General features: G+C 70.0%; 17 protein-coding genes and 3 pseudogenes. 3 read left to right on the top strand and 17 right to left on the bottom strand.

Annotated features, from left to right (window positions below; translation table 11 throughout):
• Positions 1–22: 22 nt before the first annotated feature.
• From GLX30_RS26865 to uvrC, 13 genes and pseudogenes are all read right to left on the bottom strand, one after another.
• Positions 23–1,527, bottom strand: a pseudogene (locus GLX30_RS26865) (PH domain-containing protein).
• Positions 1,524–2,024, bottom strand: coding sequence for a PH domain-containing protein (locus tag GLX30_RS26860; RefSeq protein WP_159693113.1), 501 nt, complete (start codon positions 2,022–2,024; stop codon positions 1,524–1,526). The pseudogene GLX30_RS26865 and the gene GLX30_RS26860 overlap by 4 nt, the downstream one beginning before the upstream one ends.
• A 4-nt stretch (positions 2,025–2,028) precedes the next feature.
• Positions 2,029–3,678, bottom strand: a complete 1,650-nt coding sequence (gene pgi, locus GLX30_RS26855; protein ID WP_159695274.1) for a glucose-6-phosphate isomerase — start codon at positions 3,676–3,678, stop codon at positions 2,029–2,031.
• Positions 3,679–3,846: 168 nt separating this feature from the next.
• On the bottom strand, positions 3,847–4,182 hold the full coding sequence (locus GLX30_RS26850) for an RNA polymerase-binding protein RbpA (protein WP_003957010.1): 336 nt from the start codon (positions 4,180–4,182) through the stop codon (positions 3,847–3,849).
• 135 nt (positions 4,183–4,317) lie between these two features.
• The gene (gene secG, locus GLX30_RS26845; RefSeq protein ID WP_005318972.1) at positions 4,318–4,548 is read right to left on the bottom strand and encodes a preprotein translocase subunit SecG; all 231 of its coding nucleotides are present in this window, start codon (positions 4,546–4,548) and stop codon (positions 4,318–4,320) included.
• Positions 4,549–4,671: 123 nt separating this feature from the next.
• Positions 4,672–5,448 (bottom strand): triose-phosphate isomerase, encoded by a 777-nt coding sequence (gene tpiA, locus GLX30_RS26840; RefSeq protein WP_159693111.1) that lies wholly within the window; start codon positions 5,446–5,448, stop codon positions 4,672–4,674.
• 6 nt (positions 5,449–5,454) lie between these two features.
• On the bottom strand, positions 5,455–6,666 hold the full coding sequence (locus GLX30_RS26835; protein ID WP_159693109.1) for a phosphoglycerate kinase: 1,212 nt from the start codon (positions 6,664–6,666) through the stop codon (positions 5,455–5,457).
• 133 nt (positions 6,667–6,799) lie between these two features.
• Positions 6,800–7,809: pseudogene (gap, locus tag GLX30_RS26830) on the bottom strand (type I glyceraldehyde-3-phosphate dehydrogenase).
• 222 nt (positions 7,810–8,031) lie between these two features.
• Positions 8,032–10,978 (bottom strand): annotated as a pseudogene (locus GLX30_RS26825) (M14 family zinc carboxypeptidase).
• 187 nt (positions 10,979–11,165) lie between these two features.
• Entirely contained in the window at positions 11,166–12,155 is a 990-nt protein-coding gene (whiA, locus tag GLX30_RS26820; RefSeq protein ID WP_159693107.1) for a DNA-binding protein WhiA, read from the bottom strand.
• The gene (gene yvcK / locus GLX30_RS26815) at positions 12,146–13,180 is read right to left on the bottom strand and encodes a uridine diphosphate-N-acetylglucosamine-binding protein YvcK (protein ID WP_159693105.1); all 1,035 of its coding nucleotides are present in this window, start codon (positions 13,178–13,180) and stop codon (positions 12,146–12,148) included. The genes whiA and yvcK overlap by 10 nt, the downstream gene beginning before the upstream one ends.
• Positions 13,177–14,118 carry an RNase adapter RapZ gene (rapZ, locus tag GLX30_RS26810; RefSeq protein ID WP_159693103.1) on the bottom strand — a complete coding sequence of 314 codons (942 nt, stop codon included), beginning with the start codon at positions 14,116–14,118 and terminating at the stop codon, positions 13,177–13,179. Before rapZ ends, yvcK begins: the two co-directional genes overlap by 4 nt.
• Positions 14,115–16,100, bottom strand: coding sequence for an excinuclease ABC subunit UvrC (gene uvrC / locus GLX30_RS26805; RefSeq protein ID WP_159695273.1), 1,986 nt, complete (start codon positions 16,098–16,100; stop codon positions 14,115–14,117). The genes rapZ and uvrC overlap by 4 nt, the downstream gene beginning before the upstream one ends.
• A gap of 218 nt (positions 16,101–16,318) precedes the next feature.
• On the opposite strand from uvrC, the gene GLX30_RS26800 reads away from it, so the two are divergent.
• Positions 16,319–17,251 (top strand): hypothetical protein, encoded by a 933-nt coding sequence (locus GLX30_RS26800; RefSeq protein ID WP_159693101.1) that lies wholly within the window; start codon positions 16,319–16,321, stop codon positions 17,249–17,251.
• A gap of 107 nt (positions 17,252–17,358) precedes the next feature.
• Here the strand turns inward: GLX30_RS26800 and GLX30_RS26795 are convergent, their stop codons facing one another.
• Together GLX30_RS26795 and uvrA are read right to left on the bottom strand one after the other, a co-directional pair.
• A complete protein-coding gene (locus GLX30_RS26795) occupies positions 17,359–17,781 on the bottom strand; it encodes a Rieske (2Fe-2S) protein (protein WP_159693099.1) in 423 nt (140 codons plus the stop codon).
• Positions 17,782–18,084: 303 nt separating this feature from the next.
• Complete coding sequence (gene uvrA, locus GLX30_RS26790) at positions 18,085–21,066, bottom strand: excinuclease ABC subunit UvrA (RefSeq protein WP_159693097.1); 2,982 nt, start codon at positions 21,064–21,066, stop codon at positions 18,085–18,087.
• Positions 21,067–21,262: 196 nt separating this feature from the next.
• Here uvrA and GLX30_RS26785 point away from each other — a divergent pair, with 196 nt between their 5' ends.
• Both GLX30_RS26785 and GLX30_RS26780 read left to right on the top strand, forming a co-directional pair.
• The gene (locus GLX30_RS26785) at positions 21,263–21,946 is read left to right on the top strand and encodes a maleylpyruvate isomerase family mycothiol-dependent enzyme (RefSeq protein WP_159693095.1); all 684 of its coding nucleotides are present in this window, start codon (positions 21,263–21,265) and stop codon (positions 21,944–21,946) included.
• Positions 21,947–21,956: 10 nt separating this feature from the next.
• A complete protein-coding gene (locus tag GLX30_RS26780; protein WP_159693093.1) occupies positions 21,957–22,613 on the top strand; it encodes an MBL fold metallo-hydrolase in 657 nt (218 codons plus the stop codon).
• A gap of 73 nt (positions 22,614–22,686) precedes the next feature.
• Here GLX30_RS26780 and GLX30_RS26775 read toward each other — a convergent pair whose 3' ends face one another.
• On the bottom strand, positions 22,687–23,337 hold the full coding sequence (locus GLX30_RS26775; RefSeq protein ID WP_244258503.1) for an alpha/beta fold hydrolase: 651 nt from the start codon (positions 23,335–23,337) through the stop codon (positions 22,687–22,689).
• 141 nt (positions 23,338–23,478) lie between these two features.
• Positions 23,479–24,468: a TerC/Alx family metal homeostasis membrane protein gene (locus tag GLX30_RS26770; protein ID WP_159693091.1), complete on the bottom strand. Its 990-nt coding sequence runs from the start codon at positions 24,466–24,468 to the stop codon at positions 23,479–23,481.
• Positions 24,469–24,690: the final 222 nt, after the last annotated feature.

Below are 24,690 nucleotides of genomic sequence, written 5' to 3'. Positions count from 1 at the left end.
GCGCCACGGGCCTTGAGAGTGCTCAGTCGCGTTCCAGGAACGGCTCCAGCAGCCCCGGCACCGCCTCCGACGCGAACGCCAGGCCCTCCCCTCCGCGGCGTCGTGGACGCCGTACGCGCCCGCGCCCGCCGCCGTCGTGGCCGTCAGGGTGATCAGGCCCGCGCGGCGCTGGAAGACGGAGCGGCGGGCCGTCCAGCCGATCACGCCCGTCCGCTGCAGTGCGACCGTGCTGCGGCGGACGGTGCCGGAGCGGGTGACGAGGTAGTCGCCGGCGATCCCGTGGCCGAGCGCCAAGTACGCGTCGAGCGCGAGGAGCACCGCGACCGGAACGCCGACCGCCGCCCAGGCGGCCGCGATCCACAGGAGGACGGACGTGAGCAGCACACCGAGGAGCGCGAGGACCGCCGCGGGCAGCAGCGCCGCGCTCAGTGCCCAGCGCAGCCGCCTGCCGCGCGCGGCACGTGGGTGGGGTGTCAGGAGGGCCTCCCGCGTCGGGGAGGCGGATGCGCGGAGCACCTGCGCGGCGACCTCGTGGGCCAGCGCCCGCGGCACCGCGGGCAGCAGGACGTTGATGTCGGCGTGCTTGTCCTGCTGGTCCTTGACGAGGCCGGTGGCTACGGCATCCAGCCTCGCGGCGCCGAAGAGTCTGACGCCCAGCGGCTCGACCAGGTCGACGCCGCGCAGTCGGCGTTCCTCGATGGATATCGAGCGTGACGTGAACAGGCCCCGCCGCACCCGCAGGGTGCCGCCGGGCTCCCGTTCGAGCCGGTAGTTCCACCACATCTCGATCCAGAGCCCGAGCGCGCCGAGGACACCGGCGACGAGCGCGGCGGCGGCCAGAGTGACGATCACCCAGCCGAGGGGGGTGTCCTCGAAGCGGTCCCCCACCCAGTCGATGACTTCGGCCTGCGCTCCGAACCACTCGCTGACCTGCATCACCGCGCCCGCGGCCGCGCCGCCGAGCAGGGGCGCGACGAAGGAGACCGGCGCATAGCGGATCCAGGCCGGGTCGAGGACGGCGAGCGGGCCGTCGGGGTGGGTGGGCGCTTCCCGCGGGGTGGTCCTGGTCAGCAGCTCGAGCCGTAGCCGTTCGCCCTCCGCCCGGCTGACGGCGTCGAGTTCGAGGGTGGACTCCCCGCCGACGGCGTGTTCCCCCGTGCCGATGCGGACCTTGACGAGTCCGAGGACGCGCAGCAGCACATTGGCGGTGAGGTCGACGCTCCGGATGCGTTCGCGGGCCAGCGAGCGGCGCTTGACCAGGACCAGCCCGGTGTGGAGCTCGGCCCGCTCCGGTCCGATGCGGTAGCGGGTGCGCTGCCAGCGCACCAGGTCGGCACCGGTGCCGACGCCGACGATCAGGGCCGCCCCGGCCAGTACCCAGCCGAGGGCCTTCCACAGCGGTATGCCACCCGCGAGCCCGAAGAGCGTGGGGAGCCCGGCACCGGCCGCGAAGCCGGCCAGGACCATGGCGGTCACCAGGACCGTGCGCCCGTCGAGCCGCCGCCACTCGTCCTCCGGTGCGCTCATGTCGCGTCCCCGGGCGTGGCCCGGGTGATCCGGGTGAGGCTCTGCGCGAGTTCGGCGGCGACCTCGTGGTCGAGTCCTTCGATTCTCACAGCGCCCTTGGCGGAGGCGGTGGTCACCGTGACGGTGGCGAGCCTGAACGCCTGCTCGAGCGGTCCTCTGACCGTGTCCACGGTCTGGATGCGGGACATGGGCGCGATCCGCCACTCCTGCCACAGCGCCCCGGTGCGCACGTACACCGCCTCGTCGGTGACCTCCCAGCGGTGCACGCGGTACCACCAGAGGGGGAAGAACGCGGTGCAGACGAGACCGACGACGGCGATCACTCCTGCCGGGACCAGCAGCCAGCCGCGGGCGGGCTCGATGAAGGCGCCCAGCAGCGACAGCACGAGGGCCGGTACCGCGGCGGTCAGCAGGACCTGCGTGCGCCACCAGTTGACGGCCCGTTCGTTCAGCCGGTTGTTCGGCGGCCGCAGCCGCACCGTGTTCTCCCCCGCCATCAGGTCACCGGCCGCGCAGTGTCCGGTACTTGCCGGCCAGCGTCGCGGTGGAACTGTCGAGCTGCTCGGCGCCCTTGCCCTCGGTCAGCACCGGCTCGATCTTCTTCGCGAGGACCTTGCCGAGCTCGACCCCCCACTGGTCGAAGGAGTCGATGTTCCAGATCGCGCCCTGCACGAACACCTTGTGCTCGTAGAGGGCGATCAACTGGCCCAGTACGGAGGGCGTGAGGTCCTCCGCGAGGATCGTCGTCGTCGGGTGGTTCCCCTTGAACGTCTTGTGCGGCACCAGTTCCTCCGCGACGCCTTCCGCCCTGACCTCCTCGGGCGTCTTGCCGAAGGCGAGGGCCTGCGTCTGGGCGAAGAAGTTGGCCATCAGCAGGTCGTGCTGCGGGACGAGTCCGGCGAGCAGGCCGGGGACCGGCTTGGCGAAGCCGATGAAGTCCGCGGGGACGACCTTCGTGCCCTGATGGATCAGCTGGTAGTACGCGTGCTGGCCGTTGGTGCCGGGGGTGCCCCACACGACGGGGCCGGTCTGCCAGTCGACCGGATTGCCGTCACGGTCGACCGACTTGCCGTTGGACTCCATGTCGAGCTGCTGGAGGTACGCGGTGAACTTGGACAGGTAGTGCGAGTAGGGCAGCACCGCGTGCGACTGGGCGTCGAAGAACGCCCCGTACCAGACGCCGAGAAGGCCCAGCAGGAGCGGGGCGTTGGCCTCGGGGGGCGCGGTGCGGAAGTGTTCGTCGACGAGGTGGAAGCCGTCGAGCATCTCCCGGAAGCGGTCGGGGCCGATCGCGATCATCAGGGACAGGCCGATCGCGGAGTCGTACGAGTACCGGCCGCCGACCCAGTCCCAGAACTCGAACATGTTGGCCGTGTCGATGCCGAAGTCGGAGACCTTCTCGGCGTTGGTGGACAGGGCCACGAAGTGCTTGGCGACCGCGTCGGGGCCGACCCGGAGGTTGGTGAGCAGCCACTCGCGGGCAGAGGTCGCGTTGGTGATCGTCTCGATGGTGGTGAAGGTCTTCGAGGCGACGATGAAGAGGGTCTCGGCCGGGTCCAGGTCCCTCACGGCCTCGTGGAGATCGGCCCCGTCGACGTTCGAGACGAAACGGAACGTCAGGTCCCGCTCGGTGTAGGAACGGAGCACCTCGTACGCCATCGCGGGCCCGAGGTCGGAGCCGCCGATACCGATGTTGACGATGTTCCTGATGCGCTTGCCGGTGTGGCCGGTCCACTCCCCGGAGCGGATCCGCTCCGAGAAGGCGGTCATCTTGTCCAGCACCGCGTGGACGTCCGGCACCACGTTCTCGCCGTCGACCTCGATGACGGCGTCCCGCGGGGCACGCAGGGCCGTGTGCAGGACCGCGCGGTCCTCGGTGGTGTTGATCTTCTCGCCGCGGAACATGGCGTCCCGCAGTCCGGCGACGTCGGTGGCGGCGGCCAGTTCGCGCAGCAGTGCCAGCGTCTCGTCGGTGACCAGGTGCTTGGAGTAGTCCAGGTACAGATCGCCGACCTGGAGGGTGTACCTGCTGCCGCGCTCCGCGTCCGCCGCGAACAGCTCCCGCAGATGCGTCCCGCCCAACTGCTCGCGGTGCTTGCCGAGAGCGGTCCACTCGGGCATCCGGTTGAGCCTGGTCTTGCCTGCGTTCATCTCGGACATCAGCCCACTTCTTCTCGTACCTGCCTGCATGCCCCGCTGCGGTTCCAACCTAATTGATCAGACCGGTCGGTGAGGCGTCGGCGGGGCGGCGCACGAGAAGCGGCCCGGTGAAGACAAGTCCGGCCGTCACCCTTTTCGGGTGACGGCCGGACTCAAGAACTAGATCTCGCCCCGCAATTTGGCGAGCGCTTCCGCGAGAATCGCCTCGCCGTCCGCGTCGCTGCGCCGCTCGCGTACGTACGCGAGGTGCGTCTTGTACGGTTCGGTGCGCGGCGGGTCCGGCGGATTGTCCCGGTCCTGGCCGGCCGGGAACCCGCACCGCGGGCAGTCCCACGTGTCGGGGACCTGTGCGTCACTGGCGAAGCTCGGCTGCGTCTCGTGCCCGTTCGAGCACCAGAAGGAGATGCGGAGGCGCGGCGCGGACTCGCCTCGCTCTGCCTCGCCCATCGGCCCCGCTCCGACCCGGCTTCCCCGGATCGCGTTGCCACTTGCCACGGTCGTAACTCCCTGCGTGATGGTGCTGCACAGCGTCTCACAGCGGCTGCGCCGCGAGTGCCCCAGTCTACGTAAGGCCCAACGCTCGTCCAGTGATTGGAGTTACACCCCAGCTCGGGACGCGGAATCGGTGGGTCAGCTGTCCAGCTTCATCAGCAGACCAAGTACGACAATGCACGCGAACCACAGCAGACCGACCACGACGGTGATGCGGTCGAGGTTCCGCTCGGCCACGGAGGAGCCGCCGACAGAGGACTGCATTCCGCCACCGAACATGTCGGAAAGACCGCCGCCCTTCCCCTTGTGCATCAGCACGAGCAACATCAGCAGCCCGCTGAAAATGATCAGGGCGATCGAGAATCCCATAACCACGGCTGGACCCTACTTCCTGGCAATTCTCTTGGACTCAATACGGACGACGGGGGCCCGGGCTCGTTGTGTGAGCCGCAGGCCCCCGCAAGGGTACGCCGGATCGGCGCTACCGCATACTCACTGGTCGCGGAACCGGACGATCTTGACGAACTCGTCCGCGTCCAGGGCGGCCCCGCCGACCAGGGCGCCGTCCACGTCGGGCTGGGCCATGATCGCGGCGACGTTGCCCGCCTTCACGGAGCCGCCGTACTGGATCCGGACCTTGTCGGCCAGTTCCGGCGAGTACAGCTCCGCGAGACGGCCGCGGATCGCCCCGCAGACCTCCTGCGCGTCCTCGGGGGTGGCGACCTCGCCGGTGCCGATGGCCCACACCGGCTCGTAGGCGATCACGACGGTCTCGGCCTGCTCGGCCGGGATGTCCTTCAGTCCGCCGTCGAGCTGGGCGAGCGTGTACTCGACCTGATTGCCGGCCTTGCGGATGTCCAGACCCTCGCCGACGCACAGGATCGGGGTCAGGCCGTGCCTGAAGGCCGCCTTCACCTTGGCGTTGCAGATCTCGTCGGTCTCCGCGTGGTACTGGCGGCGCTCGGAGTGGCCCACGGCGACGAAGGTGCACTTCAGCTTGGCCAGCATCGGGCCGGAGATCTCGCCGGTGTAGGCGCCGGAGTCGTGCGCCGAGATGTCCTGGGCGCCGTACTTGATCTTCAGCTTGTCGCCGTCGACCAGGGTCTGGACGGACCGCAGGTCGGTGAAGGGCGGCAGGACGGCGACCTCTACGGCGTCGTAGTCCTTGTCGGCCAGCGCGAAGGCGAGCTTCTGGACGTGGGCGATGGCCTCGAGGTGGTTGAGGTTCATCTTCCAGTTGCCCGCCATCAGCGGGGTGCGGGTGGTCATGCGGGGTCAGTCCTCCAGTGCGGCAAGTCCGGGAAGCGTCTTGCCCTCGAGATACTCGAGGCTCGCGCCGCCGCCGGTCGAGATGTGGCCGAACGCCTTCTCGTCGAAGCCCAGGATCCGCACGGCAGCGGCGGAGTCGCCGCCGCCGACCACGGAAAAGGCCGGGGAGTCGACGAGCGCCTGGGCAACGGCCTTGGTGCCCTCGGCGTAGTCGGGGTGCTCGAAGACGCCCATGGGGCCGTTCCAGAAGACGGTGGCCGCGTCGGCAAGCTTCGAGGCGTACAGCTGGCGGGTCTCCGGACCGATGTCCAGACCCTCCTGGTCGGCGGGGATGGCGTCCGCGGCGACGACGGTCGGGTGGGCCGGCGCCTTGGTCTTCAGGTCCGGGAACTCGGACGCGACCAGCACGTCGACGGGGAGCACGAACTCCACGCCCTTGGCCTTGGCGCGCTCCAGGTACTCGAGCACGGCCGGGACCTGGTCCTCCTGGAGCAGGGAGATGCCGACCTCGTGGCCCTGGGCCTTGAGGAAGGTGTAGGCCATGCCGCCGCCGATGAGGATGCGGTCGGCCTTCTCCAGCAGGTGGTCGATGACCCCGAGCTTGTCCGAGACCTTGGCGCCGCCCAGCACGACCACGTAGGGCCGGCTGACGTCCTCCGTGAGCTTCTTGAGGACGCCGACCTCGGTGTCGATCAGGAAGCCGGCGGCGTGCGGGAGCCGGGCCGGGAGATCGAAGACGGACGCGTGCTTGCGGTGCACGGCGCCGAAGCCGTCGCCGACGTACACGTCGACGAGGGCGGCGAGCTGGTCCGCGAAGACGCCGCGCTCGGCGTCGTCCTTGGAGGTCTCGCCGGCGTTGAAGCGGAGGTTCTCCAGGACGGCGACCTGGCCGTCCTCGAGGTGGGCGACAGTCGCCGTGGCGGACTCACCGACGGTGTCGGTCGCGAACGCCACGTGCGTGCCGAGCAGCTCTCCGAGCCGGGCGGCGGCCGGGGCCAGCGAGAAGGCGGGGTCCGGGGCGCCCTTGGGGCGGCCCAGGTGCGAGGCGACGACGACCCGGGCGCCGGCCTCCGCGAGCTTCGCGATGGTCGGTTGCACGGCCCGGATACGGCCGTCGTCGGTGATGGTCGTGCCGTCGAGCGGCACGTTGAGGTCGGCGCGGACGAATACCCGCTTGCCCGCGACCCCGTCGGCCAGCAACTGGTCGATGGTCTTCATGTTCTACGGCTCCTCGGAGGGCTGCACGCGCGACAGGGCTCGAACGGCGCCACTTTGCGCTGCCCGAGCCCTGTTGCTCACATCTTTGTGCTCTCGTTGCAGATCAGGTGCAGATCAGATCAGACGCTGCTGATCAGAGCTGGTTGCCCACGAAGACCGTAAGGTCCACGAGGCGGTTGGAGTAGCCCCACTCGTTGTCGTACCAGCCGAGGATCTTCACCGACTTGCCCTCCTGGACCATGGTCAGCGAGGAGTCGAAGGTGCAGGACGCGGCGTCGCCGACGATGTCCGAGGACACGATCGGGTCCTCCGTGTAGAAGAGGACGCCCTTCAGGTCGCCGTCGTCGGAGGCCTTCTTGAACGCGGCGTTGACCTCGTCCTTGGTGACCTCACGCTCGAGCTCGACAACCAGGTCGGTGGCCGAACCGGTCGGGACCGGGACGCGCATCGCGATGCCGTCCAGCTTGCCCTTCAGCTTCGGCAGGACCAGGGCGGTGGCCTTGGCGGCACCGGTGGTCGTCGGATGATGTTCTCCGCGGCGGCGCGGGCGCGACGCAGGTCGGAGTGCGGGAAGTCCAGGATCCGCTGGTCGTTGGTGTAGGCGTGGACCGTGGTCATCAGACCCTTGACGATGCCGAAGTTCTCGTCCAGAACCTTGGCCATCGGCGCCACACAGTTGGTGGTGCAGGAGGCGTTGGAGATGACGTGGTGGTTGGCGGCGTCGTACTTGTCCTGGTTGACGCCCATCACGATGGTGATGTCCTCGTCCTTGGCCGGAGCCGAGATGAGGACCTTCTTTGCGCCGCCGGCGATGTGCTTCTCGGCGTCGGCCTTCTTGGTGAAGATGCCCGTCGACTCGATGACGATGTCGACGCCCAGCTCGCCCCACGGGATGTCGGCGGGGTTGCGCTCGGAGAGCACCTTGATGGTGTGGCCGTCGACCGTGATGGTGTCGGCGGTGTTGCTCACCTCGGCCTTGAGACGGCCGAGGATGGTGTCGTACTTCAGCAAGTGGGCCGTGGTCGCAGTGTCACCCAGGTCGTTGACAGCCACGATCTCGATGTCTGCACCCTGCTCCAGCAGCGCGCGGAAGTAGTTACGACCGATGCGGCCAAAGCCGTTGATGCCTACGCGGATCGTCACGAACCGATCTCCTCGTTGGTACGCCGGTTTTCGACGCCGGCGAGTTGTATGGGATGTCCCCGACCGCCTACGACCCTACCCCCTGAAGGCCCCGTAGTGACATCGAGATGCCCTGTGTGGGACACGGTGGCGCGTACCCGCCAGTAGGAATTTCGGCCACCGTGTCCCGCACCGGATCGCGGGGCGTCAACAGCGTCGCCCCGCGCCCGGTCACGGCTCGTTTCAGCGCCGCAGCGCCCTGAGTGCAGCGCCGACGATCCGCTCACGGTCGGACGCCGTTCGCACATGCTCGAGGCCGAAACCGATCAGCACACTGTCGCGCGTGCTCACCGCCGCCGCGGACGGATACAGGTCCTGACTGCGCTCCCAGTTCCCCCGCAGGGCGGGGCTGCCCTCGGGCGGGCCGGCGGCCGACCAGGGCTCCAGCGAGGCCTCGAAGCCTTCGGGGGCTGCTCCGCGCCGCCGGTGACGAGCCGGGTGTCGTCGACGAATACACCGCGGCCGCCTTCGCTCGGGTCGGTGACATAGGAGACGGAGACCTCGATCTGCTTGCCCGCGTAGGCGCTCAGGTCGAAGGAGGCCGCCCGCCAGCCGTCGGACGCCCCGGTGAAGGAGTTCCACGTGCCGGTGGTGCCGCTCGCCGTGCACGCGTCCTCGCCGAGAGTGAGGTAGTGCCGCAGGAAGGGGTGCTGGTCGATGTAGAAGCCGCCGTCGCACTGGGCCGGGACCTCGGTGGAGGTGCCGCCGCCGGTGTCGGGGAGCGTCGTCCAGTCGTCCTGGCCGACGGTGTGGACCTCGACGACGGCGTTGTCGTAGCCGGGCTCCGTGTCGAAACTCAGCCGCATGTCCAGGGTGGGCCGGTCGGCAGCCGCCGTGCCGGTCAGGTCGATCGTGCGGGACAGCCGCGCCCACGAGGAGTTGCGGTGGGTGACCGCCGCGTACCACTCGCCGCCGTACGGCGAGAACGGCATCCTGGCGCCCGGGTAGTCACCCGCGGCGGCGCTGTCGAACTGCGGGAACTCGTCCGGCGGCAAGGTGTCCGAGGTGATCGTGTAGGCGCCGGCCGCGTCAAGCGGGTTGCCCGGGGCCCCCCCGAGGGCACCGGAGGCGCCGGTGAGACGTCCCGTGCCGAGGAAGCCGCTCACTCCGGCGAGCGAGGCCCGTCCTGAGGCTCCGAGGTAGTACTGGGAGAAGTCGTCGCTCAGCGCCCCGCCGAGGTCGGCGTCGCCACCGGCGCGCTCGCCCATGGAAACGAGCTTTCCGCCCTCGTTGAGGTAGGCGCGCACGGCCTGCGTGGTGGCCCAGGACGGTTCGGCCGCGCCCGAGTACCAGAGGACGGTCCTGAAGTGGCCGAGGACGGCGAGCGGGTGCGGGGCGCCCTGTGTGGCGACGTCCCAGACGGCACTGCGGTGGCCGTTGGCGGCGAGGGCGCGGGTGTAGGCGGCGGTGTGCGCCGCGGCGGCCGTGCCGCCCTCTTCCGCGATCACCAGCGTGTCACCGCGCGGCCGTTCCGCCACGGTGTACGTGAAGTGCTCGCTGGCGGTGCGTTCACCGCTCCGGGTCCTGCCGGTGAACCACACCTCGACCCGGTCGCCCGGCTCGGCGCCCTCGACCTCCGCGCGGTACTCGTCGAAGTGGAGGTTGTCCTCGCCGCCGAACCGCTCGCCGCCCTTCCAGGGGCGTAGCTCCTCGTCGTGCGTGCGGCCGCCGTTGATGCGGTAGTTGAGCTCCTTGTCGCGCACCGACCTGCGGGCGGTGACGGAGACCTCCTGGTCCTCGCCCCGCGCGTAGGAGGTGGCGAAGGTGCCGGGGGTGAAGTCCGCGGCCGTGAGGCCCAGGACGGAGGACGGCCGGTCGGGGTGGGCAGCCGTTTCCGCGACGGAGAGCGCGAAGGGGATGTTCTTGGCGAACTCCTGCTGGATCAGTTCCTCGTCGTCGGGGAAGGTGAAGATGGACGCACAGTCCGCGGCGTTCCACTCGTCGTCGGGGTCGACGCGCGAGGCGGTGGCGCAGGTCGACATCTCGGGGTGTACATCATCATCCCGTTGACGTTGGCCGCGTGGCCGTCGGCCTCGCCGTTGGTGGTGTAGAGCTCGGAGGAGAGCTGGGGCCGGTAGCCGGGGATCGCGGAGTTGCCCGGTGTGCCCGCGAGGGCCTCGTAGAGGACGTCGTCGGGGGTCGGTGTGGCGACCTGCCAGCCCACTCCGTACAGCAGCAGCTGGGCGGCGGAGTGGTAGTTGATGCCGTACTGGAAGCCGATGCGCTTCTGGAAGCGGTCGATGGCCTTGGTCTCGGGCTCGGATCCGGGGCCGGTGCCGCGATAGGTCTCGTCGAACGGGTCGGGCGAGGACCCCTCGTTGTCGTAGCCCCACTTGTAGGTGAAGTTGCGGTTGAGGTCGACGCCGTCGCCCGCGGTGATCCGGCCGTCGCCGTTGTTGTCGCGGAGGTTCTTGCGCCACTGGCGCTCTTCGGTCCCGGTGAACGTGTGGTCGTAACCGTCGGGGTTGGCCGACAGGACGAACCACAGCTCGGTGGAATCGACGATCTTCGTGATCTTCGGGTCCTTGCCGTAGCCGTCGAGGTAGTGGTGCATCAGCCGCCGGGTCATCTCCGGGGTGATCCACTCGCGGGCATGCTGGTTGGACATGTAGAGCGTGGCGGGCCTGGAGCCGTCGCGGTACCTGTCCGCGCCCTTGGAGACCTTGAGGGCGAGGATGTCCTGGCCCTTGACGGTACGGCCGATGCTCACGACCTTGGTGAGGGCCGGATGGGCCCTGGCGGTGTCGAGGATCTCGTCCTTGAGGCCGCCTTCGCCGCCGTACGGGCGGAAGACACCGTCGCCTGCGGCGGCGAGGCGCTTCTCCGCCTTGTCGGAGAGGGTGTGCTCGGTGATGTCGACGCCCTGCTCACGCAGTTCGCCGGCCTGCCGCTGGGTGAGGTGGAGCTCGATGGTGGCGGAGCCCTTGTCCGGGATCTGCTCGCCCAGCTCATGGCCGTCGGTGCCTGCCGCGAGGATCAGCGGCACCTGATCCTTGCTCACTTCCGCGTGCCATACGGCGAGTTCTTCGCCGTTCCCGCCCTCGGAGTCGGCCTGCGCGATCGGCGCTGCCGACACCCCTGCGACCAGGAGTGCGGCAGCAGCGAGGATCGATCTCGCTCTGCGTCTCATAAGCCCCCCTTGCTGTTGTCTGCCAGGAAAGTGCTCGTGTCCGCCGTGATGACGGGCATGCGACAGGCTCATGACTCTCCATGATCATGTCAATAGGGCCGCACCGGCCCACGCGGGCTTGGAAACGACACTGCCGACGCCTCAAGAGGCGTCGGCAGTAAAGCTGTCGAGCTACATGCCGGGAGCGTCAGCCGACCAGACCGTCGGCCATCTCCTCCGTCAGGTTGGACTCCGTCCCCGGGAGACCCAGGTCCTGGGCGCGCTTGTCCGCCATCGCCAGCAGGCGGCGGATCCGGCCCGCGACCGCGTCCTTGGTCAGCGGCGGGTCGGCGAGCGCCCCCAGCTCCTCCAGCGAGGCCTGCTTGTGCTCCATGCGCAGCCGACCCGCCGCCGCGAGATGCTCGGGGACCTCCTCGCCGAGGATCTCCAGAGCACGCTGCACCCGGGCGCCCGCCGCCACGGCGGCACGGGCGGAGCGGCGCAGATTGGCGTCGTCGAAATTGGCCAGGCGGTTGGCGGTCGCGCGCACCTCGCGCCGCATCCGTCGCTCCTCCCACGCCAGCACCGACTCGTGCGCCCCGAGCCGCGTCAACAGGGCTCCGATCGCATCACCGTCACGGACGACCACCCGGTCCACGCCCCGCACCTCGCGCGCCTTCGCGGCGATCGAGAGCCGGCGTGCGGCGCCCACCAGCGCGAGGGCCGCCTCCGGCCCCGGGCAGGTGACCTCCAGCGAGGACGACCGGCCGGGTTCGGTCAGTGAACCGTGCGCCAGGAAGGCGCCCCGCCAGGCGGCCTCCGCGTCACATGTCGCACCAGAGACCACCTGGGGCGGCAGGCCCCTGATCGGGCGCCCCCGGCCGTCGACCAGACCCGTCTGGCGGGCCAGCTGGTCACCGCCCGCCACCACCCGGACGACGAATCGGGAGCCGCGGCGCAGACCGCCGGGAGCCATGACCATCAGCTCCGAGCTGTGGCCGAAGATCTCCAGGATGTCCCGTTTGAGCCGGCGCGCGGCGATGCCGGTGTCCAGCTCCGCCTCGATCACGATGCGGCCGCTCACCAGGTGCAGACCGCCCGCGAACCGCAGGATGGCCGAGACCTCCGCTTTTCTGCAGCAGGTCCGGGTGACGGGGAGCCGGGAGATCTCGTCCTTCACCGCTGCCGTCATCGCCATGGGCCGATCCTTCCATGCATCCGAAAAATACGGTCGTACGCGGCGGCCAACAGCTCCGGGTCGTGCTTCGGAAGTCCGTCGGGAGAGGCCACCGGAGCCAGCTCGACCGCGGCGCCCAGCCGCTTGGCGGCGTCGGCGAGGGACTCGCGGTCGGGCACTGCGGCCTCGTCGGCCAGCACCACGTCCAGGGCGAGTTTAGGCGCGTGTCGTCCCAAAACCTCCAAATGACGCTGCGGGGAGAAGCCCTCAGTTTCTCCGGGCTGCGGGGCGAGATTGAGCGAGAGCACCTTGCGGGCCTTGGTCTGCACCAGTGCGTCGAGCAGTTCGGGCACGAGAAGGTGCGGAATGACCGAGGAGAACCAGGAGCCCGGACCGAGCACGACCCAGTCGGCGTCCAGGACGGCGGCAACGGCCTCCGGGACGGCGGGCGGGTCGTTCGGCACGAGATGCACGGACTGCACCTCACCGGGCGTGAGCGCCACGGTCGCCTGGCCACGCACGGTGTCCACGTCGTCCGGGCGGCTCGGGTCGTGCCCGCGCACCAGCGCCTGGAGCTCGAGCGGCACGGCCGACATGGGCAGCACCCGGCCGTGCGCGCCGAGCAGCTTGCCGACCAGGTCCAGCGCCTGGACATGGTCGCCGAACTGCTCCCACAGCGCCACGATCAGCAGATTGCCGACCGCGTGCTCGTGCAGCTCGCCCTGGGACTGGAAACGGTGCTGGATGACCCGCGCCCAGGTCTGGCCCCAGTCGTCGTCGCCGCACAGCGCCGCCAGGGCTTTACGCAGGTCGCCGGGAGGCAGCACGCCGAGCTCCTCACGGAGCCGGCCGCTGGAACCGCCGTCGTCGGCAACGGTGACGACCGCCGTGAGGTCGCCGGTGATACGGCGGAGCGCCGTGAGGGAGGCGGACAGTCCCATCCCGCCGCCGAGGGCGACGACCTTGGGCTGGGCTCCGCGCTTCCGGGCCGACGGCGTGCGCGTGGTCCTGCGCAGCCGCCGCAGCCGGAGGTTGCGTCCGGTCACTCGCGCCCCAGGTCCCGGTGGACGACGACGGTCTCGACACCGGCGGCGGACAGACGGGCGGCGAGCTTCTCCGAGGTGGCGACAGAGCGGTGCTTGCCGCCGGTGCAGCCGACGGCGACGGTCACATAGCGCTTGCCCTCGCGGCGGTAGCCGGCGGCGATCAGCTGGAGCAGCTCGGTGTAGCGGTCGAGGAACTCCTTGGCACCGGGCTGGTTGAAGACGTAGTTCGACACCTCGTCGTTCAGACCGGTGAAGGGACGCAGCTCCGGCACCCAGTGCGGGTTCGGCAGGAAGCGCATGTCGACGACGAGGTCCGCGTCGACGGGCAGGCCGTACTTGAAGCCGAACGACATCACCGTGGCCCGCAGCTCCGGCTTCTCGTCGCCCGCGAACTGGGCGTCCATCTTGGCGCGCAGCTCGTGGACGTTCAGGCCGGAGGTGTCGATCACCAGGTCGGCGTCGCCGCGCAGCTCCCGCAGCAGGTCGCGCTCGGCCGCGATGCCGTCGACGATCCGGCCGTCGCCCTGCAGCGGGTGCGGGCGCCGGACCGACTCGAAACGGCGCACGAGGGCATCGTCCGAGGACTCCAGGAAAACGATCCGGCGGGTGACCTGCTTGGCGTCCAGGTCGGCCAGGGACTCGCGGAGGTTGTCGAAGAAACGCCGGCCGCGTACGTCGACGACGACCGCGATCCGGGCCACGTTCCCCTGGGAGCGGGCGCCGAGCTCCACCATCGTGGGGATCAGCGCGGGCGGCAGATTGTCGACGACGAACCAGCCGAGGTCCTCCAGGCACTTGGCGGCCGTACTGCGGCCCGCGCCCGACATACCGGAGATGATCACCAGCTCCGGGATGGCCACGTCCGCCGTGGCCTCACGGGGCTCGGTGCCGTTGCCCGTACTCACGTCTGCTGCTCCGTCTCCGTCGTGCTCAGTCATGTCGTGCTGCCCCCGTCGCTCTCTTCAATGATCTCTCCTGTCGCGGTGTTCACGGCGGGCGCGGGCGCCGCCGCCTGCGCCAGCGCCACCACGACCGACTCGGCGGTCTTACGGCCCATGCCGGGAACCTCGCAGATCTGCTCGATTGTCGCCTGCCGCAGACGCTTGACCGAGCCGAAATGCTTGATCAGGGCCTGCTTCCTGGTCTCCCCCAGACCGGGGACCGCGTCCAGGGGGCTGGTCCTGATGCGCTTGGACCGCTTGGAGCGCTGATAGCGGATGGCGAAGTCGTGAGCCGTGTCACGCACCCGCTGGAGGAGATACAGGCCCTCGCTCGACCGCGGCATGACCACGGGATCGTCCTCCTGCGGCAGCCAGACCTCCTCGAGCCGCTTGGCGAGACCGCAGACCGCGACGTCGTCGATCCCGAGTTCGTCCAGGGCGCGCTTGGCCGCGGCGACCTGCGGCCGCCCGCCGTCGACGACGACCAGCTGCGGCGGGTACGCGAACTTCTTGGGCCGGCCGTCCTCCTCCAGCGCCTCGTGCGCCGGGTCGTCACCGCCGATCCACTCGCCGGTGCGGTCCTTCTCCGCGAGATACCGCTTGAAACGCCGGGTGATCACCTCGTGCATGGACCGGACGTCGTCCTGCCCCTCGAAGCCCTTGATCTGGAAGCGGCGGTACTCGCTCTTGCGGGCGAGGCCGTCCTCGAAGACGACCATGGACGCCACCACGTCCTCGCCCTGGAGGTGCGAGATGTCGAAGCACTCGATGCGCAGCGGGGCCGAGTCCAGGCCGAGCGCCTCCGCGATCTCCTCCAAGGCGCGGGAGCGGGTGGTCAGATCGCTGGCGCGCTTGGTCTTGTGCAGTCCGAGGGCCTGGAGCGCGTTGCGCTCGACGGTCTCCATCAGGGCCTTCTTGTCACCGCGCTGCGGAACGCGCAGGGAGACGGCCGCGCCGCGCCGGCCGGTCAGCCACTCGGTGACGGCGTCCGTGTCCTCCGGCAGGGCGGGGACCAGGACCTCCTTGGGGACGGCGTCGCCGCTTTCCTCGCCGTACAGCTGCTGGAGCGCGTGCTCGACCAGGCCGGCCGTGTCCACGTTCTCGACCTTGTCGGTGACCCAGCCGCGCTGGCCGCGGACGCGGCCGCCGCGGACGTGGAAGATCTGCACGGCGGCCTCCAGCTCGTCCTCCGCGAGCGCGATGAGGTCGGCGTCGGTCGCGTCGGCCAGCACCACCGCGTTCTTCTCGAGGGCGCGCTTGAGGGCCCCTATGTCGTCGCGCAGCCGGGCGGCCTTCTCGTACTCCATCTCCTCGGCGGCGGCCATCATCTGCTTCTCGAGGCGGCGGATGTACGTGCCGGTGCGACCGGCCATGAAGTCGCAGAACTCCTCCGCCAGTTCGCGGTGCTCCTCGGGGGTGACGCGGCCCACACAGGGTGCGGAGCACTTGCCGATGTAACCGAGCAGACAGGGGCGGCCCTTCTGCACATGGTTGCGGAAGACGCCCGCGGAGCAGGTGCGCACGGGGAAGACGCGCAGCATCAGGTCGACGGTCTCGCGGATGGCCCAGGCGTGCCCGTAAGGACCGAAGTACCGCACGCCCTTGCGCTTGGCGCCGCGCATGACCTGCACCCTCGGGAACTCCTCGTCGAGGGTGACCGCCAGATACGGATAGCTCTTGTCGTCCCGGTACTTGACGTTGAACCGGGGGTCGTACTCCTTGATCCAGGAGTACTCCAGCTGCAGCGCCTCCACCTCGGTGGAGACGACCGTCCACTCGACGGAGGCCGCGGTGGTGACCATGGTGCGGGTGCGCGGGTGGAGATTCGCCAGGTCCTGGAAGTAGCTGGCGAGGCGCTGGCGCAGGCTCTTGGCCTTGCCGACGTAGATCACCCGGCGGTGCTCGTCACGGAACCGGTAGACCCCTGGCGAGTCGGGGATCTGTCCCGGCTTGGGGCGGTAGCTGGAGGGGTCGGCCATGCCGTCCACCCTACTTGCGGGCAGTGACAGCCCGGCCACTCCCGTCAGGGACATGATCGCCCCTTCTACCCCCTCCGCGGTGAGCGCCCGACATCTCTGGGCGACGGCCCTTGTCGCGGGCAGATCAACACGCTTCAATGCGGGGTTACGCGGCGCTGTGAACGGCCCGATCCGGATGTGAACACTTCCGTCCGGCGCTCCACGTCCCGGAGGAATCCATGGGCCACACCGAGGCCGAACTGGCACAGGTGCTGCACACCGGCCCCTTCCATCTCGCGCTCCGCGCCGCCCTCGCGGTACGGGGCCTGCCGCTCCAGCGCGTCCAGCACCACCTCGCCCACCGTGGGATCAAGGTCGGCGTGACGAGCCTCAGTTACTGGCAGCAGGGCGCCCGGCGCCCGCAGCGCCCCGAGTCGCTGCGGGCGGTGCGAGCGCTGGAGGAGGTCCTCGGCCTCCCGGCCGGATCCCTGGTGCGGCTGCTCGGCAGCGGCGAGGACGGCGGGCCGGCGGAGACCGAGCGGCCCGCCGGCCGCTCCCCCCACGCGCTCGTGGGCTCCCTGGACGCGGCGGAACGGCTCCTCGGGGGTCTCCGCTCCCCCGGGGGCCGGGGCCTGCACACCATCGGGCACCAGGAACGGGTGCGGATCGGGGCGGGGCGGCAGCTGCTCGGACGTGACTCGCAGCAGGTCGTACGCGCCCACCGCGACGGCGTCGACCGCTGTCTCGCGGTCCACCGCGGCGGGACGGGCTGCGACCCGGCGGCCGTGGAGGTGAGCGCCCTGGAGAACTGCCGCACGGGGCAGGTGCGGTGGGACCGGGCGAGCGGCGTCGTGGTCGCCGAGCTGCTCTTCGACGCCCCGCTGCGGGAGGGCGAGACCTACGTCTTCGGCTACGGCTTCGAGGACGGGACCGGCGGCCCGAGCACCGAGTACGTACGCGGCTTCAGCTCCGCCGGCGGTCACTACATGCTGCAGGTGCGCTTCGAGCAGGGCGCCCTGCCCGAGCGGTGCCACCGCTTCTCCCGGGCCACGACAGGGGCACCGCGGGGCGCCCGCACGGAACTCACGCCCGGGACGAGGCACCGCACGGTGCACCTGGTGGAGCAAGGTGTCCGCCCGGGGATCCTCGGCATCGCCTGGGACTGGGGCTGAGCCCTGTCCCACGGGCCCGGGTCTTGCGGGCGTGGCATCCTGCGGGCGTGGGTCTTGCGGGCGTGGCGTCCTGCCGACGCGGGTCCTGCGGGCGTGGGTCTGCCGGATTACGCGCCGGGGCCCGCGACGAGCTTGCCGCCCTCGGCCCTCACCGGGACCTCGGGCAGCGGCACGGTGGCCGGACCCTTCAGCGCCTTGCCGGTCGTCACATCGAAACGGCTGCCGTGGCAGGGGCAGTTGCCCTCGGTGCCCTCCACCTTGTCGAGGACGCAGCCGGCGTGGGTGCACTGGGCGCTGAAAGCCTTGTACTGGCCCTCCGCGGGGCAGTGCACGATCAGACGCTGCTCCCGGTACAGCTTGGCCCCGCCGACGGGCACAGCGTCCGCCGCACCGAGGTCCACGGGTGCGGTGGGGGTGGGTACCTCCGCGTGCCCCAGCTTGGAGTCGGTGGAACATCCGACGACCCCCAGCCCGGCGGCCCCGGCGACGGCGGCGCCCTTCAGGACGGTACGGCGGGCGGTCGGGGACATGGGGACTCCATGGGTGGGTCGAGTCAGGTGTGATGCGGTTCGGCCGAGGGCATCGCCGCCCCGACAGACCCGACGATACCGGCGGAGATCGCCGCGGCGTCGGGCGGGTGGGGGCGGGTCCGCTGCGCGGGACCGTTTCCCCACTCCGCCCCTTCCCGGGCTGGTTGTCCGCCCCTTCCCGGGCTGGTTGCCGGGCAGCTTCAGCCTCGCCCGCGCTCGAGGCGGGGGTCCGGGGCGGGAGCCCCCGGTTTCGGGAAGGGGCGAGGTGGGCGGGGACACGCCCGCGCAGCGGACCCACCGCCGTCACCCCTTCCGCGCCGCCCGCGCCACCGTCTTCTTCGCAGGCTTCGCCACCGACGCCGCCTTCACCGACGCCGCGGCCTTCGCCGACTTCGCCGGCTTACGCGCCGCCGGCACCGCCGCCGCCGCGTCGCTGATCCGATCCGCGTCGAGGATGTCGCGCAGGAACTTGCCGGTGTGGCTCGCCGGGACGCCCGCGACCTGCTCGGGTGTGCCCTCGGCGATGACCAGGCCACCGCCGCTGCCGCCCTCCGGGCCCATGTCCACGACCCAGTCCGCCGTCTTGATGACATCGAGGTTGTGCTCGATGACGATCACCGAGTTCCCCTTGTCGACAAGGTCGGACAGCACGTTGATCAGCTTGCTGATGTCCTCGAAGTGCAGACCGGTGGTCGGCTCGTCCAGGACGTAGACCGTGCGGCCGGTGGACCGCTTCTGCAGTTCGGACGCCAGCTTCACCCGCTGCGCCTCACCGCCCGACAGCGTCGGCGCGGACTGACCGAGCCTGACGTAGCCGAGTCCCACCTCGTTGAGGGTGCGCAGATGGCGGGAGATCGTCGGGACGGCCTCGAAGAAGTGCAGCGCCTCCTCGATCGGCATGTCCAGGACCTCGGCGATGGACTTGCCCTTGTAGTGGACCTCCAGCGTCTCGCGGTTGTACCGCGCTCCGTGGCAGACCTCGCACGGGACGTAGACGTCCGGCAGGAAGTTCATCTCGATCTTGATGGTGCCGTCGCCGGAGCAGTTCTCGCAGCGGCCGCCCTTGACGTTGAAGGAGAACCGGCCCGGCAGATAACCGCGGACCTTGGCCTCCATCGTCTCCGCGAAGAGCCTGCGGACGTGGTCGAAGACGCCCGTGTACGTCGCCGGGTTGGACCGCGGGGTGCGGCCGATGGGCGACTGGTCGACGTGGACGACCTTGTCGACGAGGTCGTCGCCGTCGACCCGGGTGTGCCGGCCCGGCACCGACTTCGCGCCGTTCAGCTCGCGGGCGAGGTGGGTGTAGAGGATGTCGTTGACCAGGGTCGACTTTCCGGAGCCGGAGACTCCGGTGACGGCCGTGAGGACGCCGAGCGGGAACGCGACGTCGATGTCCCGGAGGTTGTTCTCGCGGGCGCCGTGAACGGTCAGCCTGCGCGACGGGTCGACCGGGCGGCGCAGCTCCGGGGTCGGGATGGACCGCTTCCCGGACAGGTACTGCCCTGTGATCGACTCCTTGTTGGACAGCAGCTGCTTCAGCGACCCGGAGTGCACGACCTTGCCGCCGTGCTCGCCCGCGCCGGGGCCGATGTCGACGACCCAGTCCGCGACCTTGATCGTGTCCTCGTCGTGTTCCACGACGATGAGCGTGTTGCCCATGTCGCGCAGGCGGACGAGGGTCTCGATCAGCCGGTGGTTGTCCCGCTGGTGGAGACCGATGGACGGCTCGTCGAGGACGTAGAGCACGCCGACGAGGCCGGAGCCGATCTGGGTGGCGAGCCGGATCCGCTGGGCCTCGCCGCCGGACAGAGTGCCGGCGGCACGGTTGAGCGACAGATAGTCCAGACCGACGTCGACGAGGAAGCGCAGCCGCTCGTTGACCTCCTTGAGGACCCGCTCGGCGATCTTCTTGTCGCGGGCGTTGAGCTTGAGGCGGCCGAGGAACTCGGCGCACTCGCTGATCGACATCGCGGAGACCTCCGCGATGGACTTCTCCATCACGGTGACCGCGAGAACGATCGGCTTGAGCCGGGTGCCCTCACAGGTGGGGCACGGCACCTCGCGCATGTACCCCTCGAAGCGCTCCCTGCTGGAGTCGCTCTCGGCCTCGGAGTGCCGCCGCTTGACGAACTGCACGGCCCCTTCGAAGGCCGGGGTCGTCCAGGCGCGCTCGCGGCCGTAGCGGTTGCGGTAGCGGACCTCGAGCTGGGTCTTGTGGCCGTGGAGCAGGGCCTTCTTGGCGCGGGCGGGCAGCCCGGCCCAGGGCATGTCCGTGGAGAAGCCGAGCGCCTGGGCGAGCCCGTCGATCAGACGGCCGAAGTACTCCTTGGTGTGGCCGTGCGACCACGGGTGGATCGCGCCCTCGTCGAGGGACTTCTCCTCGTCGGGGACGATCAGCTCGGGGTCGACCTCCATGCGCGTGCCGATGCCGGTGCAGTCGGGGCAGGCGCCGAAGGGCGAGTTGAAGGAGAAGGAGCGGGGCTCGAGCTCCTCGAAGGACAGGTCGTCGTACGGGCAGTACAGGTGCTCCGAGTACATCCGCTCGCGCTCGGGGTCGTCCTCGGGGAGGTCGACGAAGTCGAGCACGACCATGCCGCCGGAGAGTCCGAGCGCGGTCTCGACGGAGTCGGTGAGCCGGCGCTTGGCGGAGTCCTTCACGGTGAGGCGGTCGACGACCACCTCGATCGTGTGCTTCTCCTGCTTCTTCAGCGTGGGCGGCTCGGCGAGCTGGATGGTCTTCCCGTCGACCCGCGCCCGGCTGTAGCCCTTGGTCTGCAGGTCGGAGAAGAGGTCGACGAACTCGCCCTTGCGCTCACGCACCAGCGGCGAGAGCACCTGGAAGCGGCTGCCCTCGGGCAGCTCGAGCACCCTGTCGACGATCGCCTGCGGCGACTGGCGCGAGATGGGCCTGCGGCACTCGGGACAGTGCGGCTTGCCGATGCGCGCGAACAGCAGACGCAGGTAGTCGTAGACCTCGGTGATGGTGCCGACGGTGGAGCGCGGGTTGCGCGAGGTCGATTTCTGGTCGATCGAGACGGCCGGGGAGAGGCCCTCGATGAAGTCGACGTCCGGCTTGTCCATCTGTCCGAGGAACTGCCGGGCGTAGGAGGAGAGCGATTCGACGTACCGGCGCTGCCCCTCGGCGAAGATCGTGTCGAACGCGAGGGACGACTTGCCAGACCCCGAGAGCCCGGTGAACACGATGAGGGAGTCACGCGGGAGGTCGAGCGAGACGTTTTTCAGGTTGTGCTCGCGAGCGCCACGAACGATGAGACGGTCGGCCACGCCGGTCCGCACCTTTCTGAGTAGAAGCGGAGGCACAGCCCCCGTCCGAGGCTGATTCCCAGCCTATGGGGGCCGCCAGAAGATGAATGCCTGACTTTCAAGGATGCCTCCACCGAGCGTATAGCACGCGCATTCGATTTCAGGACGTCCGCCGAGACCTTCACCCGATCGAGTGGGCGGGGCTAGGGTCGACCTCATGATCGATCCTGTGAGCGACCTGCGCTCTCTACGCGAAGCGACGGACCGGCTCCTCACCGCAGCCGCCGGACTGGACAACGCGGCCGTGGCCGGACCGTCACGGCTGCCGGGCTGGACCCGCGGTCACGTACTGACCCACGTCTCCCGTAACGCCGACGCGCTCGTAAATGTTCTCGAGGGCCGGCCGATGTATGTCACAGGTGAGGCGCGCGACGCCGACATCGAGCGCGACGCGCCCCGACCGCTCCCCGAGCAGCTCGACGACCTGCGGGCCTCTGCCGAACGCTTCCAGGAGGCGGGCCGCGCCTTCGGTGACTGGGAGCGCACCGTGGAGCTGCGCAACGGCGTGACCGACCGCGCCGGCCGGGTCCCGTTCCGCCGCCTCGTCGAGGTCGAGCTGCACCATGTCGACCTGGGAGCGGGGTACGAGCTGGAGGACCTGCCGAAGGAGTTCACCGAGCGGGAGACCGAGTTCCTGGCCGAGCGCTGGAGCGGCCGCTCCGACGTGCCGCCGACCAGGATCGTCGCCGCCGGCGGCGAGTGGCGGACGGGCGGTTCGGAGGGCACTCCGGTCACCGTCTCGGGCTCGCCCGCCGACGTTCTGGGCTGGCTGTCCGGACGCCGCGACGGCTCGGCCCTGGAGTGCGCCGGAGGCCCGCTGCCCGTATTGCCCCCGCTATAGGCTGAGACGCATGACATACAGCGGAGCGGTGAAGGTCGGCGGCCCGGCGGACGTGCACGAACTCGCCGACCTGATGATCTCCAAGGTCGCGGTCGGACCGATGGACAACAACGCCTATCTGTTGCGCTGCCGGGCCACCGGCGAGCAGTTGCTGATCGACGCCGCGGCCGATCCGGACACGCTGCTGCAGTTGGTCGGCGACGACTCCATCGTCTCCGTCGTGACCACGCACCGGCACGGCGACCACTGGCAGGCGCTGGAGGACGTGGTCCGGGCGACCGGCGCGCGTACCTACGCCGGGCGTCATGACGCGGACGGCATTCCCGTCCCCACCGACGTACTCGTCGACGACGGCGACACGATCCGGGTGGGGCGCGTGGAGCTGACCGCCCGTCACCTGGTGGGTCACACTCCGGGGTCGATCGTGCTGGTCTACGACGACCCGCACGGCCATCCGCACGTCTTCACCGGTGACTGCCTGTTCCCGGGCGGTGTGGGCAACACCCGCGACGACCCGAAGGCGTTCACGAGCCTGCTCGACGGCGTGGAGGAGAAGCTGTTCGCCCGCCTCCCCGACGAGACATGGGTGTATCCGGGGCACGGCAAGGACACCAGCCTGGGCGAGGAGCGGCCGCACCTGGCCGAGTGGCGCGCACGCGGCTGGTGAGACAGCCGGGCTGCACGCCGGCCGCGCGGCCGGTGTGGAGCCTCTCCGCCACCGGGTCGGTCACGGCCATCGGTCAGCGCGCGGCGCCGAGCAGTTCGAGCACCAGGCGTGTGGTGTGCGCGTGCCAGTCGGCCGCGCCGCGGAGCATCGCGTGGTCGCCGCCGGGCATCGGCAGTTCGCGGACGTCGGCGCCGGCCGCGCGGGCCCGTGCGGCGAACGCCCAGGTTTCCGCCGGGTCGGTGGTCCGGTCGAGGTCGCCGTGCAGCAGCACCACGGTCCTGCCTTCGAGGTGGTCGACCGGGTCCTCCGGCGGGCACCAGGGGGCGAGCCCGACGACCGCCTTCACCTGCGGGTGTCCGGCCGCGTGCAGGGCGGCCCGCGCGCCCATGGAGTGGCCCACAAGAACCGTCGGCACGGGGCCGGTCAGTGCGGTCAGCTCTTCCATGGCCAGGCACGCGTCACGGGCCGCGTCCGCGCGCTCGCCGTTCCAGCCGCGACGGCCGTAGCGGACCCGGCCGAGTGCCACGCGCTGTCCGGCCGTGGCGCGGCCTATGGCCCGCGCGAACGGCCTCATCCGCGCGAGCGGGAGGTTGAGGACGGGCGGCGGCTCCAGCGCATCGGCGCGGCCTCCGTGCAGCAGCAGGACGGCGGCTCGCGGCTGCTCGGCGGCCCGGTACAACCGCAGCGCGGGCAGCGGCTCCTTCGTGCCTGTACGTACGGCGATGGCGGTCACGTCCTGGATCTCGGCCGGGCGTTGTCGTGGGTCAGGGTACGAGGTGCCGGGAACGGACGACGGCGGGTGCGGACGGTGCTTCCGTCCGCACCCGCCGGTGCGTGCTCCGCGTGCGCGGTGCCGCGCGGTCCGTCAGGCCTCGACGCTGTCCTTCTTCGCGCCCTCGGCCGCCTCCCGCTCCGCCTGCTTCTTGGAGGCGATCAGGCTGGTGATGGTCGTGATGACCAGCACGCCGCAGATGACCGCCAGCGAGACCGGGATGGAGATCTCCGGGACGTGCACACCGCTTTCGTGCAGGGCGTGCAGTACCAGCTTCACGCCGATGAATCCGAGGATCACCGACAGGCCGTAGCTGAGGTGGACCAGCTTCTTGAGCAGTCCGCCGATGAGGAAGTACAGCTGCCGCAGACCCATCAGCGCGAAGGCGTTGGCCGTGAACACGATGTACGGGTCCTGGGTCAGACCGAAGATCGCGGGGATGGAGTCCAGCGCGAAGAGCACATCGGTGGTGCCGATGGCGAGCATGACCACCATCAGCGGCGTCAGGACGCGCTTCCCGTTGACACGGATGAAGAGCTTGGTGCCGTGGTACTTGTCGGCGACTCCGAAGCGGTGCTCGATCGACTTGAGGAGCCTGTTCTCCTCGAACTCCTCGTCCTCCTCGTCCGACCGCGCCTCCTGGATGAGCTTCCAGGCGGTGTAGATCAGGAACGCGCCGAAGATGTAGAAGACCCAGGAGAAGCTGGCGATGATCGCCGCACCGGCCGCGATGAAGATGGCGCGCAGCACCAGGGCGATGAGTACACCGATCAGCAGCACCCGCTGCTGCAGGTGCGACGGCACCGCGAACTTCGCCATGATCAGGACGAAGACGAAGAGGTTGTCGACACTCAGCGACTTCTCGGTGATGAAGCCCGCGAAGAACTCGCCCGACGCCTGGCTCTCACCGGCGAACAACAGGCCGAGGCCGAAGAGCGCGGCCAGCACGATCCAGACGACGGTCCAGATTCCGGCTTCCTTGATCGACACGTCGTGGGGCTTGCGCCCGATGAAGAAGTCGACCGCGATGAGGGCGCTCAGACCGAGAATGGTCAGCACCCAGAGAGTCAATGAAACGTCCACTGCGCCTCCGGCGTCGTACGGCTACTGATCAGCGTCGTCGCTGCCGGAGGTCTCCTCCACCCGGGCGTGCGCCACGGGCCGACGCCCCGGGACCTCTCTGTCGGTCCGTATTGACGGGCACGCCGCGAGCCGGGAGTACTCCCCTCCGCGTAAAGAACCGTACATGAAAGACCAAGGAAAGGTAAAGGAGAAGGTAAAGCAGAGGTCAAGTCAGCAGCTGGG

Source organism: Streptomyces sp. Tu 2975, assembly GCF_009832925.1.
In the GTDB taxonomy this organism is placed as follows: Bacteria; Actinomycetota; Actinomycetes; order Streptomycetales; family Streptomycetaceae; genus Streptomyces.
The sequence above is the reverse complement of the archived record's forward strand: the minus strand, read 5'-3'. Positions and strand labels throughout refer to the sequence as shown.

Bases quoted from the DNA above. Each gene is read 5' to 3' on its own strand.
- uvrC (WP_159695273.1), bottom strand. From the start codon at position 16,100: ATGGCCGACCCCTCCAGCTACCGCCCCAAGCCGGGACAGATCCCCGAC.
- GLX30_RS26785 (WP_159693095.1), top strand. From the start codon at position 21,263: ATGATCGATCCTGTGAGCGACCTGCGCTCTCTACGCGAAGCGACGGAC.
- GLX30_RS26780 (WP_159693093.1), top strand. From the start codon at position 21,957: ATGACATACAGCGGAGCGGTGAAGGTCGGCGGCCCGGCGGACGTGCAC.
- whiA (WP_159693107.1), bottom strand. From the start codon at position 12,155: ATGGCGATGACGGCAGCGGTGAAGGACGAGATCTCCCGGCTCCCCGTC.
- rapZ (WP_159693103.1), bottom strand. From the start codon at position 14,118: ATGACTGAGCACGACGGAGACGGAGCAGCAGACGTGAGTACGGGCAAC.
- GLX30_RS26835 (WP_159693109.1), bottom strand. From the start codon at position 6,666: ATGAAGACCATCGACCAGTTGCTGGCCGACGGGGTCGCGGGCAAGCGG.
- GLX30_RS26860 (WP_159693113.1), bottom strand. From the start codon at position 2,024: ATGGCGGGGGAGAACACGGTGCGGCTGCGGCCGCCGAACAACCGGCTG.
- secG (WP_005318972.1), bottom strand. From the start codon at position 4,548: ATGGGATTCTCGATCGCCCTGATCATTTTCAGCGGGCTGCTGATGTTG.
- tpiA (WP_159693111.1), bottom strand. From the start codon at position 5,448: ATGACCACCCGCACCCCGCTGATGGCGGGCAACTGGAAGATGAACCTC.
- pgi (WP_159695274.1), bottom strand. From the start codon at position 3,678: ATGAACGCAGGCAAGACCAGGCTCAACCGGATGCCCGAGTGGACCGCT.
- GLX30_RS26795 (WP_159693099.1), bottom strand. From the start codon at position 17,781: ATGTCCCCGACCGCCCGCCGTACCGTCCTGAAGGGCGCCGCCGTCGCC.
- GLX30_RS26800 (WP_159693101.1), top strand. From the start codon at position 16,319: ATGGGCCACACCGAGGCCGAACTGGCACAGGTGCTGCACACCGGCCCC.